We start from the raw sequence: 16,376 nt of genomic DNA on the forward strand, positions 1-16,376 counted from the left end.
AGCGATCTGTTCGTCACATATTTTCACATTTTCGCTCTTTCACTCATTCACTCTTTCGCTCTTTCGCTCTTTAAACTCCTATGAAAAAACAGCTCCTAACCTTTCTGCTCGCTGGCAATAGCCTGATGGCTTTTTCGCAGGCCAGTGTTACCATCAACGCCAGCGAAGGCAAACACATCATCAGCCGCCATATCTATGGCCATTTTGCTGAACACCTCGGACGCAGCATCTACGACGGTTTTTACGTCGGGGAAGCCAACACAAAGATTCCAAACAAGGCAGGGGTACGGCTGGATGTGGTCGATGCGCTGAAAAAGTTAAAGATTCCGAATCTGCGCTGGCCAGGCGGTTGCTTTGCCGATACCTATCACTGGAAAGATGGCATTGGCCCAAAAGCCAAACGTCCGAAAATTGTAAATACGTGGTGGGGGGGCGTCACCGAAGACAACAGCTTTGGTACGCACGACTTCCTGAATATGTGCGAGTTAATCGGTACAGAACCCTATTTGGCGGGCAACGTAGGTAGCGGCACCGTTCAGGAGCTATCCGACTGGGTACAGTACGTCAATTTCGAGAAGAATAGCCCCATGTCGAACCTTCGGCAGCAAAACGGGCGGCAAGCTCCCTGGAATGTACGCTACTGGGGCGTGGCCAACGAAGCCTGGGGATGCGGTGGCAACATGAAGCCCGATTATTATGCCAATTTGTACCGGCAGTATAGTACCTTCATGAATACCCGAGTGGGCAGCAATGGCAAGATTTTTCGCATTGCATCGGGTGCCAGCGACAACGACTACAACTGGACCGAAACGCTGATGAAGAACATTCCGGGTTCGCTAATGGAAGGCATTGCCATGCACCACTACTCCGTATTGTCGTGGGGTGAAGGCAAGAAAAGCTCGGCCACGCAATTCACCGATCAGGAGTATTTCAAAACGATGCAGCAGGCGCTACTGATGGACGAACTGATTGAGAAGCACTCAGCTGTCATGGACAAATATGATCCTGAAAAGAAAATAGCCCTGATTGTGGATGAATGGGGGGGCTGGTACAATGTAGAGCCGGGTACGAATCCGGGTTTTCTTTATCAGCAAAACACCATGCGCGACGCCGTACTGGCCGGAGCTACCCTCAACATTTTCCATAAGCACTGCGAGCGGGTTCGTATGGCGAATCTGGCGCAGGCCATTAACGTACTGCAATCGGTTATCCTGACCAAAGGCGACAAGATTATCTTAACGCCGACGTACCATGTCCTGGAAATGTACAACGTCCATCAGGATGCGACCATGCTACCCGTCGATGTAAAAACGGCCGACTTTACAACCGGCGAGGGTAAACTCCCCGCCGTTTCGGTATCGGCTTCGCGCGATAAAGCCGGTAAAGTACACATCTCGCTCGTCAACATCGATCTGGCTAAGGCGCAGGAAATTTCCATCGATCTGAAAGGCATTCGTGGAACAGCCGTAACTGGCCGCATCCTGCATTCGGCCAGTGTTCGCGATCATAACACCTTCGAAAATTTAACGAAAATCAAACCGGCCGCCTTCACAGGTGCCAAACTCTCTGGCGATAAACTAACCGTTAGCCTACCGCCCGTTTCGGTGGTCGTTTTAGAGATTTAAAGAGCGAAAGAGAGCAAGAGCGTTTGACGCTGAGCCTTTTTCGCTCATTCGCTCTTTCACTCTTTCGCCCATTCACTCTTTCGCTTTTTAGCCATGTATACATCCCTAAAAGAAGAATGCTACGAGGCCAATATGCAGCTCCCTAAGCTGGGGCTGGTGTTGTTTACCTTCGGCAATGTAAGTGCCGTCGACCGCGAACGAGCCGTGTTTGCCATCAAGCCCAGCGGAGTAGCTTATGAGGAACTGACGCCTTACGACATCGTTATCTGCGACTACGACGGGAATGTGGTCGAAGGAACCATGCGCCCATCGTCGGATACCAAAACGCATGCATTGCTTTACAAAACCTGGGATAAAATCGGCGGTATTTCGCATACACACAGCACCCATGCGGTAGCCTGGGCACAGGCCGGGATGGACATTCCCATTTTCGGTACTACCCACGCCGACCATACGCACCAGGATATTCCCTGCGCCCCTGCCCTTACCGACGAGATGATTCAGGGTGATTATGAACACGAAACGGGCAACCAGATTTTCGACGTATTTACTCAGAAAGGGCTGTCTTACAGCGAGATGGAGATGGTGTTATTACAAAATCATGGGCCATTTACCTGGGGTAAAACAGCCGCTAAAGCTGTTTATAACTCAGCCGTACTGGAAGAAGTGGCCCGCATGGCGTATCTGACTTTACAAATCAACCCCAACACGCCCCGCATCAAAGACACGCTGCGGCTCAAGCATTACGAACGGAAGCACGGCAAAAATGCCTACTACGGACAAGGATGTTAAAGGGATAAAAACCGATCTATTCTCCTTTAAAGGTCACCGCAAGGACGCGAGGGCGCAACGAATAAATCTGTGGTCATTTCCCGTGGTCTGTGAGGGCACAAGGAGTACAAACAAATTTTATTCGTTGCGCCCTCGCGTCCTTGCGGTGAAAAACAAATGACAGAAGAATAGAATCAGAGCCCAAACCGCTTTACTCACTAATCGCTTTAACTCACCTTATCGATTCATGAAATTATTCTCTCAATTCCTACCCCTGGCTCTGCTAACAGGCTTAGTGACTATGAACGCGTGTACGTCTAAAAAAGAAAAAGAAGCCGACGAGCAAAAAGCAGGCATCGAAAAGACAACGTACGGCCAACTGCCCAACGGACAAACCGCCGATCTGTATACCCTGCGCAATGCAGCAGGTATGACCGCCAAAATCACCACCTATGGCGGCATTGTGGTTGGCTTAACGGCTCCTGATAAAGATGGTAAGTTCGAGGACGTAACCCTCGGTTTCGACTCGCTCTCTTCCTACGTAAAAAATAATCCATTTTTTGGCGCACTGGTTGGTCGGTACGGCAACCGGATTGCCAAAGGAAAATTCACCCTCGACGGTAAAACCTATACGCTGGTAACCAATAACTTCGGTAATCACTTGCACGGCGGTACAGTTGGTTTCGATAAAGTGCTCTGGACAGCCACTCCCGTTGAAGGCGACGAACCAGCCCTGAAACTGACCTACACCTCGAAAGATGGCGAAGAAGGCTACCCCGGCAATCTGTCGGTTGAGGTTACGTATACGCTTCAGAAAGACAATGCGCTGAAAATTGATTATCAGGCGACAACCGACAAACCAACGGTTGTTAACCTGACAAATCACACCTATTTTAATCTGACGGGTGGTGCCAAGCGCGACGTTATGGACCATGAACTAACCCTAAACGCCGACCGCTTTTTACCCGTCGACAAAACCCTCATTCCAACGGGTGTCTTGCAGCCTGTAGCCGGTACGCCGTTCGATTTTACCAAGCCAACCGTCATTGGCAAACGGATCAACGACTCCAGCGATGTGCAGATCAAATACGGTCTGGGTTACGATCACGCCTGGATATTGAATGGTTCGGGCGACTCATTGAAACTGGCCGCTACGGTCTACGAACCCACCAGCGGCCGAGTGATGGAAGTGCGTACCACCGAACCAGCGATACAGTTCTATACCGGCAATTTCCTCGATGGTTCTGTAACGGGCCGTGAAGGGTTCCCCTACAAAAAGCGGTACGCCCTCTGTCTGGAAACCGAACATTATCCCGACTCGCCAAACCATCCGGCCTTCCCAACAACGGTGTTGCGTCCGGGAGAAACGTATAAAACCACTACGATCTACCAATTTTCAACGAAGAAACCGTAGAGACGCCATCCCTGGCGTCTCATGTGCGTCAGCAATTAACCATCCGGTCAGGAGACGCCAGGGATGGCGTCTCTACACTAATCCCATTCTATGGCAGAACAACCCACATCCGACCGGGCTACAATGCCTAAAGGATACAACCCGGTTCTGGAACGACGAACGGTTGAAAACGGCAACCGGAATCTGTTGAAATACCTGAAACCGGGCCTATCGGTGCTTGATGTGGGTTGTGGTTCAGGAGCCATCACCCGAAGCATTGCCGACAAAACGGGCCCAGCCGGACGGGTTCTGGGCATCGACCCAAGCGAAAATCTAATCAGTCAGGCCCGGCAAAATGTCGGTGACTTACCCGGCATTGCCTTTGAGCAGGGCGATGTGTACACCTTTGAAACCACCGAGCAATTTGATCTGGTCACCTGCGCCCGCACTCTGCAATGGCTGGCTCAGCCCGAAGTGGCTCTGGCTAATATGCAACGACTGGTCAAACCCGGCGGTCACCTCGCAATTCTGGATTACAACCACGAAAAAATCCTTTGGGAACCGGAACCGCCAGCCTCCATGCGGCTATTCTATGAGGCTTTCCTCAACTGGCGAACAGATGCCGGTTTCGATAATGCCATTGCCGATCACCTAAGTGGTATGCTGCATAAACTTGGGTTAACCAATGTACGCATCGAACCCCAGTTTGAGCTATGCAAACGAAGTGATACCGACTTTGCCAAAACAAGCCGACTCTGGTCGGAAGTGGCTGAATTACGTGGCCCTCAGCTTGTTCAGGCAGGTTATATTACCGAAGCGCAGCGCCTGGAAGCGATTACCGATTATGACAACTGGATTGCAACCGTTGGCGAATCCATGACCGTTTATCTGCTGGCGGTAGAGGGGCAGCAGTCCTGATAGAACGCAGATTTTTATGATGATTATGATGTACACGGATCTTAAGGAATCATAATCATCATAAAAATATGCGTTCTATTTAACTCCATACTCGTCTTAAAAACCGCAGCCAGTTGCCGTGCATCACGTTGGTAATGTCTTCTTCCGAATAACCGCGTTGACGGAGTAAATCAGGGATTTTCTGTAAATCAGCAATGGTTTCGAGATCGTAGGGGCATTGTTCTTTTCCGAAAGCGCCATCCAGATCTGAACCGATACCGATATGGTTAGCGTTTCCGGCAATCTGACAGATATGATCCAGATGGTCGATTAGTTTGGCCAGATTGCAGTTGGTGCCTTCGGGTGTCGATTGGCCGCGTACCCAACCCGGCACCATCATCCAGGCATCCAATGCGCCACCAATAACAGCGTCACGGGCAATCAGTTCCCGAATCTGTTCGTCACTGAATTGCCGATTATGATTGACCAGCGCCCGACAGTTGTTATGGCTGGCCCAAACAGGTCCTTCGAAATAATCAAGTGCCTCCCAAAAGCTATCATCGCAGAGGTGGGTAGCATCCAGGATGATATTGAACCGCTGCATCTCGCGCAGTAATTCCCGTCCGGCAAGACCGATAAAGCCGGTAGCATCCGTTCCCTGCGCATAACGTCCCGGACCATAATGGGCAGGCCCGATGGCGCGCAGACCATATTGATACGCCCGCTCGACATACGCTGGTGTGACGATCGAATCAGCTCCTTCCAGGCTCAGAATATAACCAACAGGCTTTTGGTCGTTTGAAGTCCCATCATTCCAAAGGGCAAGGTGCGCTTCCAGGCTGGCCAGATCCGTAATTTGTACCATCTCACCAGCTTCCTCCATGGTTTTATACCAGATTTGCTGCGCCTGTGTTTGTGCCCAGGCCTGTTCGGGCGATTGCCAGCCGGGCAATGGGTTCCCCGGAGCGACAAAACGGGCAATCTGGGTAGCGACCACTAAGCCGATATTTCCCTGACGAAGTGCGGGTAATGAAACCGTCGCTTTCCCCCGATCTGGCTTATCTGTCATCCCAATTTCGCGTTCGCGGAGCCGTTCCACCGATTGACGGAGATCACGGTTCCACTCCATCGCATTCATACTCAGATCAAGGTGGGCATCTATGGTAAACATATTATATTCCGTTTCCGGTTTACAGTGAACTGGCGTATCCTGTCGGTCGCTAAAGATTACACAACAATCGTTCGGTCGCGGGCAATGGTACGCCATTCGCCCATGATCCTACCCGTTTCAACCGTGTAGGCTCGTTCATAGAGTGCCACCGTTGGGCAAATGTGGTTAGGGATGCCGTAGAATACATCACCCACCTTGTAGGAATGCCCTTCGCCAGCTTCTAAAACCAGATGCTCTTCACTCTGCCCGACGGCTTTTAATTCGGGTGCATTCAGGAAGGTTACCCGTTGGACTAATTCGCCTTCGGCGGCTACCGACTTATGCCCCAGATCGACGCAAATTCTGGTCGATGTTGGTAACGAAATCACACGGGCAATAACCAGAGCGGCTGGCAGGAACGCTTGTTCTGGCAAAATAGTCTGATAGCCTTTATCCCAGTAAATAAATGTGCCGGGGCTACATTCTACCTCAGGTCGTTTCGCATGAATGGGAAAGGACGGGCTACCGCCTGCAACGATGATTGGTTTACCATGCCCTTTGGCAGCCAGTGTTTCGCCTAACAACTGCACCGGCCAGAAACCGGCATCGCATTCAATGGTCCGGGCGGCAATATCAGGGTTTCGCAATTGACCGTCGTAGGCATGTAACCCAACGGGTTGCACACCGGGCAGTTTTTCCAGCTCTGCATACAGCGTTACCACCGCTTCGCCGGGTGCAATCCCCGTTCGGTTCATTCCCACGTTCAGATCGATATACACAGGTATAACCAGCCCAGCCGCCACCGCCTGTTCCGACAAGGCCTGAGCCGTATCTATGTTATCGACCAGGCACGAAAAGCGAGTCTGTGAATACGTTTTGATCAGCTCGATCAGCCGATGAATTTTTGTGGTATTGGGCTGATAGGCCAGCAAGACATCGGGTGCCCCAATCATCGCCAGCATTTCGGCTTCGGCAATCGTCGCACACTTAAACTTCTGAATACCCGCTTCGAGCAACAGTTGGGCCGCTTCCCGCGATTTGCATGTTTTTATGTGGGGCCGCAACCGGCTTCGATCACCAATGGTGCTGATGAGCCGGGAAATATTCTGTTTAACCCGCTCTGGGTACACGACCAACGCTGGTGTGTCCAGATGCGACAAATCGTCGATGGAATACCAGGATTTTTGTTCCATGGCTAAACAAGTTCAAATAACGCTTCTACTTCAACCGGAATATTGTCGGGCAAGGAGCCCATACCCACCGCCGACCGCACACCGATGCCATTTTCGGTCCCCCAGACGTTGGCGAACAGCTCGCTACATCCATTGATCACATAGGGATGTCGCTCGAAATTGGCCGTGCAGTTGACCATGCCAAGTACTTTAATTACTCGCTTCACTCGATCAAGGCTACCCAGGTGAGTTCGTATTGTAGATAAGATGGTCAGACCAACCTGACGAGCCGCCAGCTTACCTTGTTCCATGTCCATATCGTCACCAATTCGGCCGATAATCAGGCTTTTGTCATCCTGAACAGGGCCGTGTCCTGAAACATACAGATACTTGCCGTCGATCAGATAGGGTTTATAAACACCTAACGGTTGGGGGGCTGGAGGCAAAGAAAGACCCGTTTGGGCAAAGGCTGCTTCAGGAGATAGGATTTCCGCTTGCATGAGGTTGGTTTAGAGTTTTTAGTTCCTGCAAACTTAATCGAAAGCGGGCGTCCGGTTGCTATCTTGCTGCATATTTCCAAACATATGAAGCAGCGAATCGCACACATTGCCCTGGTTGTCGAAGAGTATGACGATGCCATCCAATTCTATACCGAAAAACTGTCGTTTACGCTAGTTGAAGATACCCAGCTCAGCGACGATAAACGCTGGGTAGTTGTAGCTCCGCCGGGCGCTCATGAATGCTGTTTGTTACTGGCCAAAGCCGCGAATGACGAACAGCGAAGCCGAATCGGCAATCAGACGGGCGGGCGCGTTTTTCTATTTCTGTTTACCGACGATTTCTGGCGTGATTATCATCGTATGCTGGAGAAAGGCGTCCAGTTCGTTCGTGAGCCTGTCGAAGAAGCGTATGGAACGGTAGCGGTCTTTGCCGATCTGTATGGCAATCTATGGGATTTACTCCAGCCCAATGACGACAACAAGGGCTAATTAGCGCAGTAGGCTCAACCAGAACAGTTTAATAAAATGAGCCTATGCGATTAATTGCCCTACTCAGCAGTACTTAGTAGAAGCTGTTTCACAAATTCTTTTAAATTTGCCTATCGACCGTTCCTCACCCGACTAATCCTCCATGCGCTGGCCCACCCTTGTTCTTGTTGCTACTTTACTGCCCTCTATTAACCTGTTGGGGCAATCAGTCAGGTCAGACAGCTTATTCATACAACGTGCTAAAAATCGGGCTATTGGCGTATACGAACGGGCTATTTATCGGCAGGAGCATGTGTATGAAGGCAACGAATACATTCCGCATGATCACCGAATAAAAATTCATCCCTTCTACCCCATCGATACGCTTCAGCGTGGAACGATAGCCTATAATGGCACTGATTACCACAATGTGCCGATGCTGTACGACATTGTGCGGGATGAATTATCCATCCAGCCTCCCGAAGGCGGCTACCGGATTCGGATTCATACCAACAAAGTCAGCGCTTTTTCCATAGGGCCCTATCAATTTGTGAAGATCATGGGTGACAGCGCATTAGGTGCTCCTAGCGGATTCTACCAACTTCTGCACAATGGCTCCGTCAAGGTGTTCGTCCGTCGCATAAAAACCATTCATGAAGACATTTCGAGCGGCACCTATAAAGCTGATTACATTCCTCAGGATCGCTTCTTCATTCTGAAAGATGGCGTTTATCACCCCGTTAAAACCAAAGGCTCAGTATTGAGTGTGTTCGCAGATAAGGGAAAGGAACTAAAAAAGTTCATCCGGGCTAATCAACTCAAATTCAAGGATCTGCAACGCGAAGAGGCCATCAGTCGGGTGACTCAGCAGTATGAAGAACTAACGCACAAACTATGACCCATCTTTACCGGATTACGTTTCTTTGGTTGCTACTGATCGGGTCTGGCGGAGTTGCACTGGCCCAGTCCCTACCCGAAAAACCAATCAGTGGTGACTTTTCGAACCTGCGTTTCGACGCCTTTGTGGAGCGCATCGAAATGCAAACGCCCTATCGGTTCTTCTACAATCCTGCCGAAGTCGACAGCTTCCTGGTGGATATACGGGTCGAGAATAAGCCCGTGCGGACGATATTGCAACAGGTATTCAATGGCTCCAGATATAACTATGCCATCGACGCCCAGCAGCGGGTCTATGTGACTGTTGATCGGGTTATTCGAACCGATTTACCTATCGGATTTTTCCGGGGTGGTGCTCCGTCCGGTTCCGACACGACATTAAATGCCTACCTGACCCAGGGCGCTCGAAAAGTTCAGGCGGAACCAGAAACCAAAACCTACGAAATCGGTAAACGGACCAACCCAATTCGACCGGGCCGTTCAACATTGGCCGGTTTTGTACGCAATGTAGCCTCCGGCGAACCCGTCGTAGGAGCCGCTATTTACATCGAAAATCCTCGCCAGGGCACCGTCAGCGATCAGTTTGGTTATTATTCCATCACGCTTCCCCGTGGGCGGCACGACCTCAAACTCCGCAGCATCGGCATGAAAGACACCCGACGCCGGATTATCCTGTACGGTGATGGTAAGCTCGATATTGATATGGAAGACGATGTAATTGCCCTGAAAGAAGTCGTTATCGAAGCCGAGAAGGATAAAAATATATCGGGGCTTCAGATGGGGCAGGAACGGATCGACATCAAAAGCATCAAGCAGGTACCGACAGCCCTGGGCGAAGCGGACTTGCTGCGGGTGATTCAGACCCTGCCTGGAGTAAAAACCGTTGGCGAAAGTTCTACGGGTCTTAATGTACGTGGGGGCGCTACCGACCAGAACCTGATTCTCTACAACGACGCTACTATTTATAACTCGTCGCACCTGTTCGGGTTCTTCTCGGCATTTAACCCCGACATGATCAAAAGTGCCGAATTATATAAAAGTGCCATTCCATCCCGGTTTGGCGGTCGGCTGGCGTCGGTACTCGACGTGCAAACCCGTGATGGCAACAAAAAGAAATTTGTCGGGTCGGGCGGGATTGGCTTATTGACAGGTCGACTGACGCTGGAAGGCCCCATTTTTAAAGACAAAACGTCGTTCATTGCCGGGGTACGCTCTACCTACTCCGACTGGCTGCTTCGTCAACTGCAAAGTGCATCGTTTCAGAACAGTAAAGCTTCGTTCTATGACCTGAATCTGCACGTCACGCACGAGGCCAATGAAAAGAATACAATTTATTTCACGGGTTATCTGAGTAATGACAAATTCCGGCTCAACAGCGATACGTCTTACCAGTATCAGAACAAAACGGCTACGCTGAAATGGAAACACATTTTCAATAACAAGCTCTACAGCGTATTCACAGGCAGTTATAGCGGCTACACCTACCATGTGTCGAGCGATAAAAATCCGGTCAATGCCTATGATCTGAGCTTCGGTATCAATCAATCGCAGGTTAAGGCCGATTTCAACTTTTTCCCGACCAATCAGCACACCGTCGACTTTGGCATCAGCAGTACGTACTACAAACTTTCACCCGGCAACTTCCAGCCCAAGGGCGATAAGTCGCTGATCGTGCCGGATGTGGTTCCTGATGAACAGGGGCTGGAAAGTGCGATTTATCTAGGCGACCGCTTCGATATCAGCTCCAAACTGTCGATCAGTGCCGGACTGCGGTATTCGTTCTATAACTACCTGGGGCCTCATGCGGTGTATCAATATGTACCAGGCGTTCCCAAGTCGGAGAATACCATTATCGATACCCTGAATTACGGAACTCATAAATCGATCACCAATTATCAGGGGCCCGAATACCGAATTGCGCTTCGGTATGGTCTGTCGTCGACGGCATCGATCAAATTGAGCTTCAACCGGACTCGCCAGTATATTCAGATGCTGTCGAACACGACCGTCATCTCGCCCACCGACATCTGGAAACTCAGCGACACGCACATCAAACCCCAGGTTGGCGATCAGTATGCCATTGGCCTTTATAAAAACAACCGCACCAACACCATCGAAATGTCGGTCGAAGCCTATTACAAAACCATGCAGAATCGACTGGATTACCGAAGCGGGGCCGAACTGATTCTGAATCACCATATTGAAACCGATGTGGTCAATGCCGAAGGCAAAGCCTACGGGGTTGAATTTCTGGTTAAAAAACTAACGGGTAAACTGAACGGCTGGCTCAGCTACACCTACGCCCGGACTCTGCTCCGAACCGCCGACGCCACCAACAACGAAATCATCAATAAAGGAAGCTGGTATCCAAGCAATTACGACAAACCACACGATGTAACGCTGGTGGGCAACTACAAGATCAACCGTCGGTTCAGTCTGTCGCTCAATTTTACATACAGTACGGGTCGTCCGATTACCTTACCTGTATCGAAATATGTGCTCGATGGCGTACCGCGCCTGCTCTATTCCGAACGGAATCAATACCGCATCCCCGATTATTACCGCACCGATTTTGCCATGAATATCGAGGGCAATCACAAGGTCAAAAAACTGGCACATAGCTCCTGGACCATTGCGGTCTACAACCTACTGGGTCGGCACAATCCGTATTCGGTATATTTCAAAACAGAGGGTTACCGGATCAATGGGTATCAGCTATCTATTTTTGGACAACCCATTCCGTCGGTCACCTATAATTTCCGGTTTTGATATGACGAGCAGATTCTATACAAAACTGGTTGGCTGGCTACTCATACTAGTGGTTAGTAGCTGTATTGACCCCTACCGCCCACCCGAAATTACGTCACCTGATAGCTATCTGGTGGTGAGTGGCTTTTTTAACAGTGCCCCCGGTACAACGTCTACCATCCAACTAGCGCGTACCCAAAACTTATCCGACAACAAAGCGCCCACAGCCGAAACAAAGGCGCAGGTCACCATCGAAAGCCAAAGCAAAGCGGTTTATACGCTCAAGGAAAGTACGGCTGGGTCGTATACCCTCACGGGTGTCATTCCACAGGTAGGTGATACGTATCGACTGCATATCAAGACGGCCAAAGGGCTTGACTATTACTCCGATTATGTACCCGTTGTGACGACTCCACCTATCGACAGTATTAGCTGGCAGGTTGAAAACGATGGGGTACAAATCAGCGCAAACACGCACGATCCGAAAAATAATACCCACTACTACCGCTGGGAATACGATGCAACCTGGGAATACTATTCGGCCTATACTTCATCGCATGAGATAAAAAACAACCAGATCGTGCCGCGTCAGGAGAATGTGTATACGTGCTGGGGAAGCGAAAGCTCTACCAACATCATGACCTTTTCAACCGTCCGACTCAGCCAGGATGTGGTCAGCCGATTTCCACTAACCTTCATTCCGGGAACATCATTAAAGATAGGCGTGCGATACAGTATACTGGTCAGGCAGTTTGCCCTGACGCAGGACGCCTTTACGTATTACGATCAGTTGGGCAAAATCACCCAGAATATTGGCTCTATTTTCGATCCGCAACCCACCCAGATTGTCGGCAACATTCACTCGCTGACAAATGCCAGCGATCTGGTCATGGGTTTCTTTCGGGTTGGCAACATCGAGACCAAACGCATTTTCATTTCGAAATCACAGCTTCCCAACTGGTACACGAACAACGGACTAGGTAGCTGCGACACAGATACATTAAGTACGGCCGACGTCCGAATGAATCAACCCGGTATCGTTAGTCCCTACACAAGTGCCAGTTATATAACCACTAGTCAGCCCTGCGTCGATTGCCGGTTACGGGGTGGCGTTATTCAACGACCGAGTTTTTGGTAGAGGAGCTTTTCCGTATGCGTAACAACCTATTCCTATATTGGCTTAGCTGTGCTCTGCTCCTGCTCGTAAGCGGGTGTATCGATCCGTATCGGCCGCCTGAGATTGCTGCGCCTGCCAGTTATCTGGTCGTCAATGGGTTTTTCGATAGCGCACCGGGCGCTACGACTACGATCCAGCTATCGCGCACCCAGAACCTGACCGATACCAAATCGCCAACGGCCGAGACAAAGGCGCTGGTGACCATCGAAAGTCAGAGTAAGGCGGTCTATACACTTAAAGAAGGAACCAATGGAGCCTATTCACTATCGGGTGTTTCGCCACTGACTGGCGAAACCTACCGCCTGCATATCAAAACCAGCAAAGGGACCGACTACTACTCAGACTATGTACCTGTGCTTACGACGCCCGCTATCGACAGCGTTAGCTGGCATACCGAAGCCAACAACGTACTGTTCAGCGTAAACACCCACGATCCGAAAAACAACACGCATTATTACCGTTGGGAATTCGAAGAAACCTGGGAGTTTACGGCTCCTTACTTTTCACAGCTGGAGATCAAAAACAATAAGATTGTCGACCGAACGGAAAACATCAACCGATGCTGGAATACTACCTATTCGACCAATATTATGCTCACCTCGACCGAACGGCTGAGTCAGGATATTGTCAGTCAGTTTCCGCTGACGTCGGTGGCGGGTACGTCGGGCAAACTGGGCATTAAATACAGTATGCTGGTGAAATCCTATGCGCTGACTCAGGCCGGGTTTGCCTACTACGATCAACTGGCAAAGATCACCCAAAATCTAGGCTCTATTTTCGACCCGCAGCCGTCGCAGATTACGGGAAACATTCGGGCCAGCGCCAACCCGGACGATCTGGCGCTGGGCTTTTTCCGCGTTGGCACTGTAGCAACCAAACGCATTTTTATCCGGCGCGACCAGCTACCGAATATCAATACCTATGCGGGGGATCCCGGCTGTGTAGTCGACACATTTTCGGTATCGAAAGTATTAAAAGAGCAACCAGCTATCATCAGCCTCTTTGGCGAAAATCAATATTTGGTAACCTCGTTTCCTTGTGTCGATTGTCGGTACAAAGGCATAAATAAACGGCCCTCTTTTTGGGAATAAGACACTGTATGAACCACCTGACGCTAGACCATACCCCTACCCTCGCGAAGCAAGCCACTTGGTTGACCAGCCCTTTTCTACTATTCCTTAGCTACCTGACTATTAGCGCCTTACCCGGCTTTGGACAAACACCTGGCTCGACTGCCGCACTCACCCAATCGTTTGACCAGTATCGGCAGCAGGCCTTACAGGAGAAGCTTTTTGTCCATACCGACCAGGGATTTTACCTAACGGGCGAAACGATGTGGTTCAAGATCTATTACGTTGATGGTAGTTTTCACAAGCCGCTGGACCTGAGCAAAGTAGCCTACATTGAACTGCTCGACAAAGAACAGAAATCCGTATTGCAAACCAAAGTAGCACTCACGGCCAACGGTGGCGACGGAACCCTGTTTCTGCCTTCGTCGCTCAATTCGGGGACGTATCTGATGCGGGCCTATACCAACTGGATGAAGAATTTTCCGGCCAGCTACTTTTTCGAAAAAACCATTACCATTGTCAACCCGTTCAAGCCGTTGACTCCATCCCCAACAGCCGATGTCGCTGATCTGGATATTCAGTTTTTTCCCGAAGGAGGCAATCTCGTCGATGGCCTTTCCAGCAAGGTAGCCTTTCGGGCTGTCAATGCGTCGGGGGCCGGGCAAGCGGTCCGGGGGTGGGTACTCAACAGTCGGAACGATACGCTGACGACCTTCTCGGCGCACAAATTTGGGCTCGGCACGTTTACGCTCACCCCGGCATCCAATACCAACTACCGGGTGCTTTTGCGTGATGAAACAGGGCGGCAGTTTACCCGATCATTGCCTGCCATTCAGCCGCAGGGGTATGTTATGGCTCTGGATGACGGCAACCCCAATCAGCTAACGATCACCGTTACATCCAATCTGGGTACTCCTTCGACGGTTTATCTGTTTGCCCATACCCGACAGGCGATTAACCAAGTAGAAGCCCATTCGATTGACCGACAGACGACGTTTCTGATCGACAAAAAAGCCCTGGGTGATGGCATTTCACACCTGACCCTGTTCGACGCTCAGCAAAAACCCGTCTGTGAGCGATTGTATTTCAAACGTCCGGCTCAGCCGCTTACCATTGCCCTCAAAACAGACCAGCCGCAGTATGCCTCCCGCAGCAAAGTAACGCTCGAAGCCTCCATTCAGGGAGCGACTTCGCAGGTAACGCCGTCGGCTTTGTCGGTCGCTGTGTACCGGGTCGATTCATTGAGTTCGCCCAATACGAGCAACATTCTGAGCTACTTACTGATGACCTCCGATTTACAGGGGGGCATCGAATCACCGGACTATTACCTCCAACCCGAAACGCCGGAGATCGCCCAGTCGACTGACAATCTGATGCTTACCCACGGCTGGCGACGCTTCCGCTGGACCGATGTACTGCGTCCTGTATCACGACCTTCCTTTCCATTCATTCCTGAATATAGCGGCCCAACCGTGAGTGGAACGCTCACCGATCCGGCTACGGGCAAACCCGTTCCCCGCAAATTAACCTACCTCTCCACACCCGGTAAGCCCATCCGATTGTATGTCTCGCTAAGCGATACAGCCGGACGGCTTCTGTACGAAGTGCAGGACTTTTATGGTCCGAAAAACCTGATTGCCCAGACCAATCCGCAGGATAGTCTTTTCAAACTAACTATCAGCAATCCGTTTAGCGAAACGCCATCAACACACCAATGGGCAGATCGGCTCCCCACCGAATCCCAGGCCACTTCGCTGACCAATCGAAGTGTAGCCATGCAGGTGCAATCGACCTACTGGGGCGACCGATCCATTCAATACAAATACCCAGCCGTCGATAGTGCCGCGTTTTACGCCAAACCCAAAGAATCGTATCTGCTTGATGCCTACACCCGCTTTCCACGTATGGAAGAAGTGTTGCGCGAGTATGTGCTCGGTGTGATGCCCCGCAAACGACAGGGCCATTTTGTGTTGAACGTACTCAACGAACCGTACCGCGCCATTTTTGAGAACCAAGCCTTGGTACTGATCGATGGCGTGCCCGTTTTCGACATGGACAAAGTGATTGAGTTTAGCCCGTTGAAGGTGAAGCAACTGGATGTCGTTACGAACTTCTACCTCATGAGCCCGGCGGTTTTCAGCGGCATCATCAGCTTTATGACGTACAAGGGCGATCTGGCGGGTTTCCCACTCGATAATCGGCTGGTACGGCTTGACTACGACGGTCTCCAACTGCAACGGGAGTTCTTTGCCCCCCGCTACGACCGACCTGCCAGTGCCGCCACGAAGTCAGCCTCCAGCCGACTACCCGATGGACGAACGCTCCTGTACTGGAATCCGAACTGGAAACCCAACCCACAGGGCAAAGCGCAGGTGGATTTTTACACCTCCGACCAAACGGGCACTTACCAGGTAGACGTAAACGGCCTCACCCGCGAAGGAACGCCTGTTTTTCAGCGATTTACGTTTGATGTAAAAAATACACCGAAGTAGATTTTGCCTCGCTCAG

General features: G+C 50.7%; 13 protein-coding genes. 10 read left to right on the forward strand and 3 right to left on the reverse strand.

Going from position 1 to position 16,376, the window contains the following annotated elements:
• The first annotated feature begins 80 nt into the window (after window positions 1–80).
• The 4 genes from B5M13_RS21755 to B5M13_RS21770 all read left to right on the forward strand — a co-directional run bounded on the left by B5M13_RS21755 (window position 81) and on the right by B5M13_RS21770 (window position 4,707).
• Window positions 81–1,625, forward strand: a complete 1,545-nt coding sequence (locus B5M13_RS21755) for an alpha-N-arabinofuranosidase (protein WP_080057671.1) — start codon at window positions 81–83, stop codon at window positions 1,623–1,625.
• Between the two features lie 93 nt (window positions 1,626–1,718).
• A complete protein-coding gene (locus B5M13_RS21760) occupies window positions 1,719–2,417 on the forward strand; it encodes an L-ribulose-5-phosphate 4-epimerase (RefSeq protein WP_080057672.1) in 699 nt (232 codons plus the stop codon).
• Window positions 2,418–2,643: 226 nt separating this feature from the next.
• On the forward strand, window positions 2,644–3,810 hold the full coding sequence (locus B5M13_RS21765; protein ID WP_080057673.1) for an aldose epimerase family protein: 1,167 nt from the start codon (window positions 2,644–2,646) through the stop codon (window positions 3,808–3,810).
• A 90-nt stretch (window positions 3,811–3,900) separates the two neighbouring features.
• Window positions 3,901–4,707, forward strand: a complete 807-nt coding sequence (locus B5M13_RS21770; RefSeq protein WP_080057674.1) for a methyltransferase domain-containing protein — start codon at window positions 3,901–3,903, stop codon at window positions 4,705–4,707.
• 79 nt (window positions 4,708–4,786) lie between these two features.
• Here the strand turns inward: B5M13_RS21770 and B5M13_RS21775 are convergent, their stop codons facing one another.
• The 3 genes from B5M13_RS21775 to B5M13_RS21785 are packed head-to-tail and all read right to left on the reverse strand — an operon-like array spanning window position 4,787 to window position 7,508.
• Complete coding sequence (locus tag B5M13_RS21775) at window positions 4,787–5,857, reverse strand: dipeptidase (protein ID WP_080057675.1); 1,071 nt, start codon at window positions 5,855–5,857, stop codon at window positions 4,787–4,789.
• Window positions 5,858–5,913: 56 nt separating this feature from the next.
• A complete protein-coding gene (locus B5M13_RS21780) occupies window positions 5,914–7,029 on the reverse strand; it encodes a D-TA family PLP-dependent enzyme (protein ID WP_080057676.1) in 1,116 nt (371 codons plus the stop codon).
• A 2-nt stretch (window positions 7,030–7,031) separates the two neighbouring features.
• The gene (locus B5M13_RS21785) at window positions 7,032–7,508 is read right to left on the reverse strand and encodes a RidA family protein (protein ID WP_080057677.1); all 477 of its coding nucleotides are present in this window, start codon (window positions 7,506–7,508) and stop codon (window positions 7,032–7,034) included.
• An 84-nt stretch (window positions 7,509–7,592) separates the two neighbouring features.
• Here B5M13_RS21785 and B5M13_RS21790 point away from each other — a divergent pair, with 84 nt between their 5' ends.
• From B5M13_RS21790 to B5M13_RS21815, 6 genes are all read left to right on the forward strand, one after another.
• Window positions 7,593–7,997, forward strand: a complete 405-nt coding sequence (locus B5M13_RS21790) for a VOC family protein (protein ID WP_080057678.1) — start codon at window positions 7,593–7,595, stop codon at window positions 7,995–7,997.
• A 142-nt stretch (window positions 7,998–8,139) separates the two neighbouring features.
• A complete protein-coding gene (locus tag B5M13_RS21795) occupies window positions 8,140–8,874 on the forward strand; it encodes a hypothetical protein (protein WP_080057679.1) in 735 nt (244 codons plus the stop codon).
• The gene (locus B5M13_RS21800) at window positions 8,871–11,642 is read left to right on the forward strand and encodes a TonB-dependent receptor (RefSeq protein WP_080057680.1); all 2,772 of its coding nucleotides are present in this window, start codon (window positions 8,871–8,873) and stop codon (window positions 11,640–11,642) included. Before B5M13_RS21795 ends, B5M13_RS21800 begins: the two co-directional genes overlap by 4 nt.
• 1 nt (window position 11,643) lies before the next feature.
• Window positions 11,644–12,759: a DUF4249 domain-containing protein gene (locus B5M13_RS21805; RefSeq protein WP_080057681.1), complete on the forward strand. Its 1,116-nt coding sequence runs from the start codon at window positions 11,644–11,646 to the stop codon at window positions 12,757–12,759.
• A gap of 14 nt (window positions 12,760–12,773) precedes the next feature.
• Window positions 12,774–13,889: a DUF4249 domain-containing protein gene (locus B5M13_RS21810; RefSeq protein WP_080057682.1), complete on the forward strand. Its 1,116-nt coding sequence runs from the start codon at window positions 12,774–12,776 to the stop codon at window positions 13,887–13,889.
• Window positions 13,890–13,897: 8 nt separating this feature from the next.
• A complete protein-coding gene (locus B5M13_RS21815; protein WP_080057683.1) occupies window positions 13,898–16,360 on the forward strand; it encodes a hypothetical protein in 2,463 nt (820 codons plus the stop codon).
• Window positions 16,361–16,376: the final 16 nt, after the last annotated feature.

Source organism: Spirosoma aerolatum (genome assembly GCF_002056795.1).
Taxonomy (GTDB): domain Bacteria; phylum Bacteroidota; class Bacteroidia; order Cytophagales; family Spirosomataceae; genus Spirosoma; species Spirosoma aerolatum.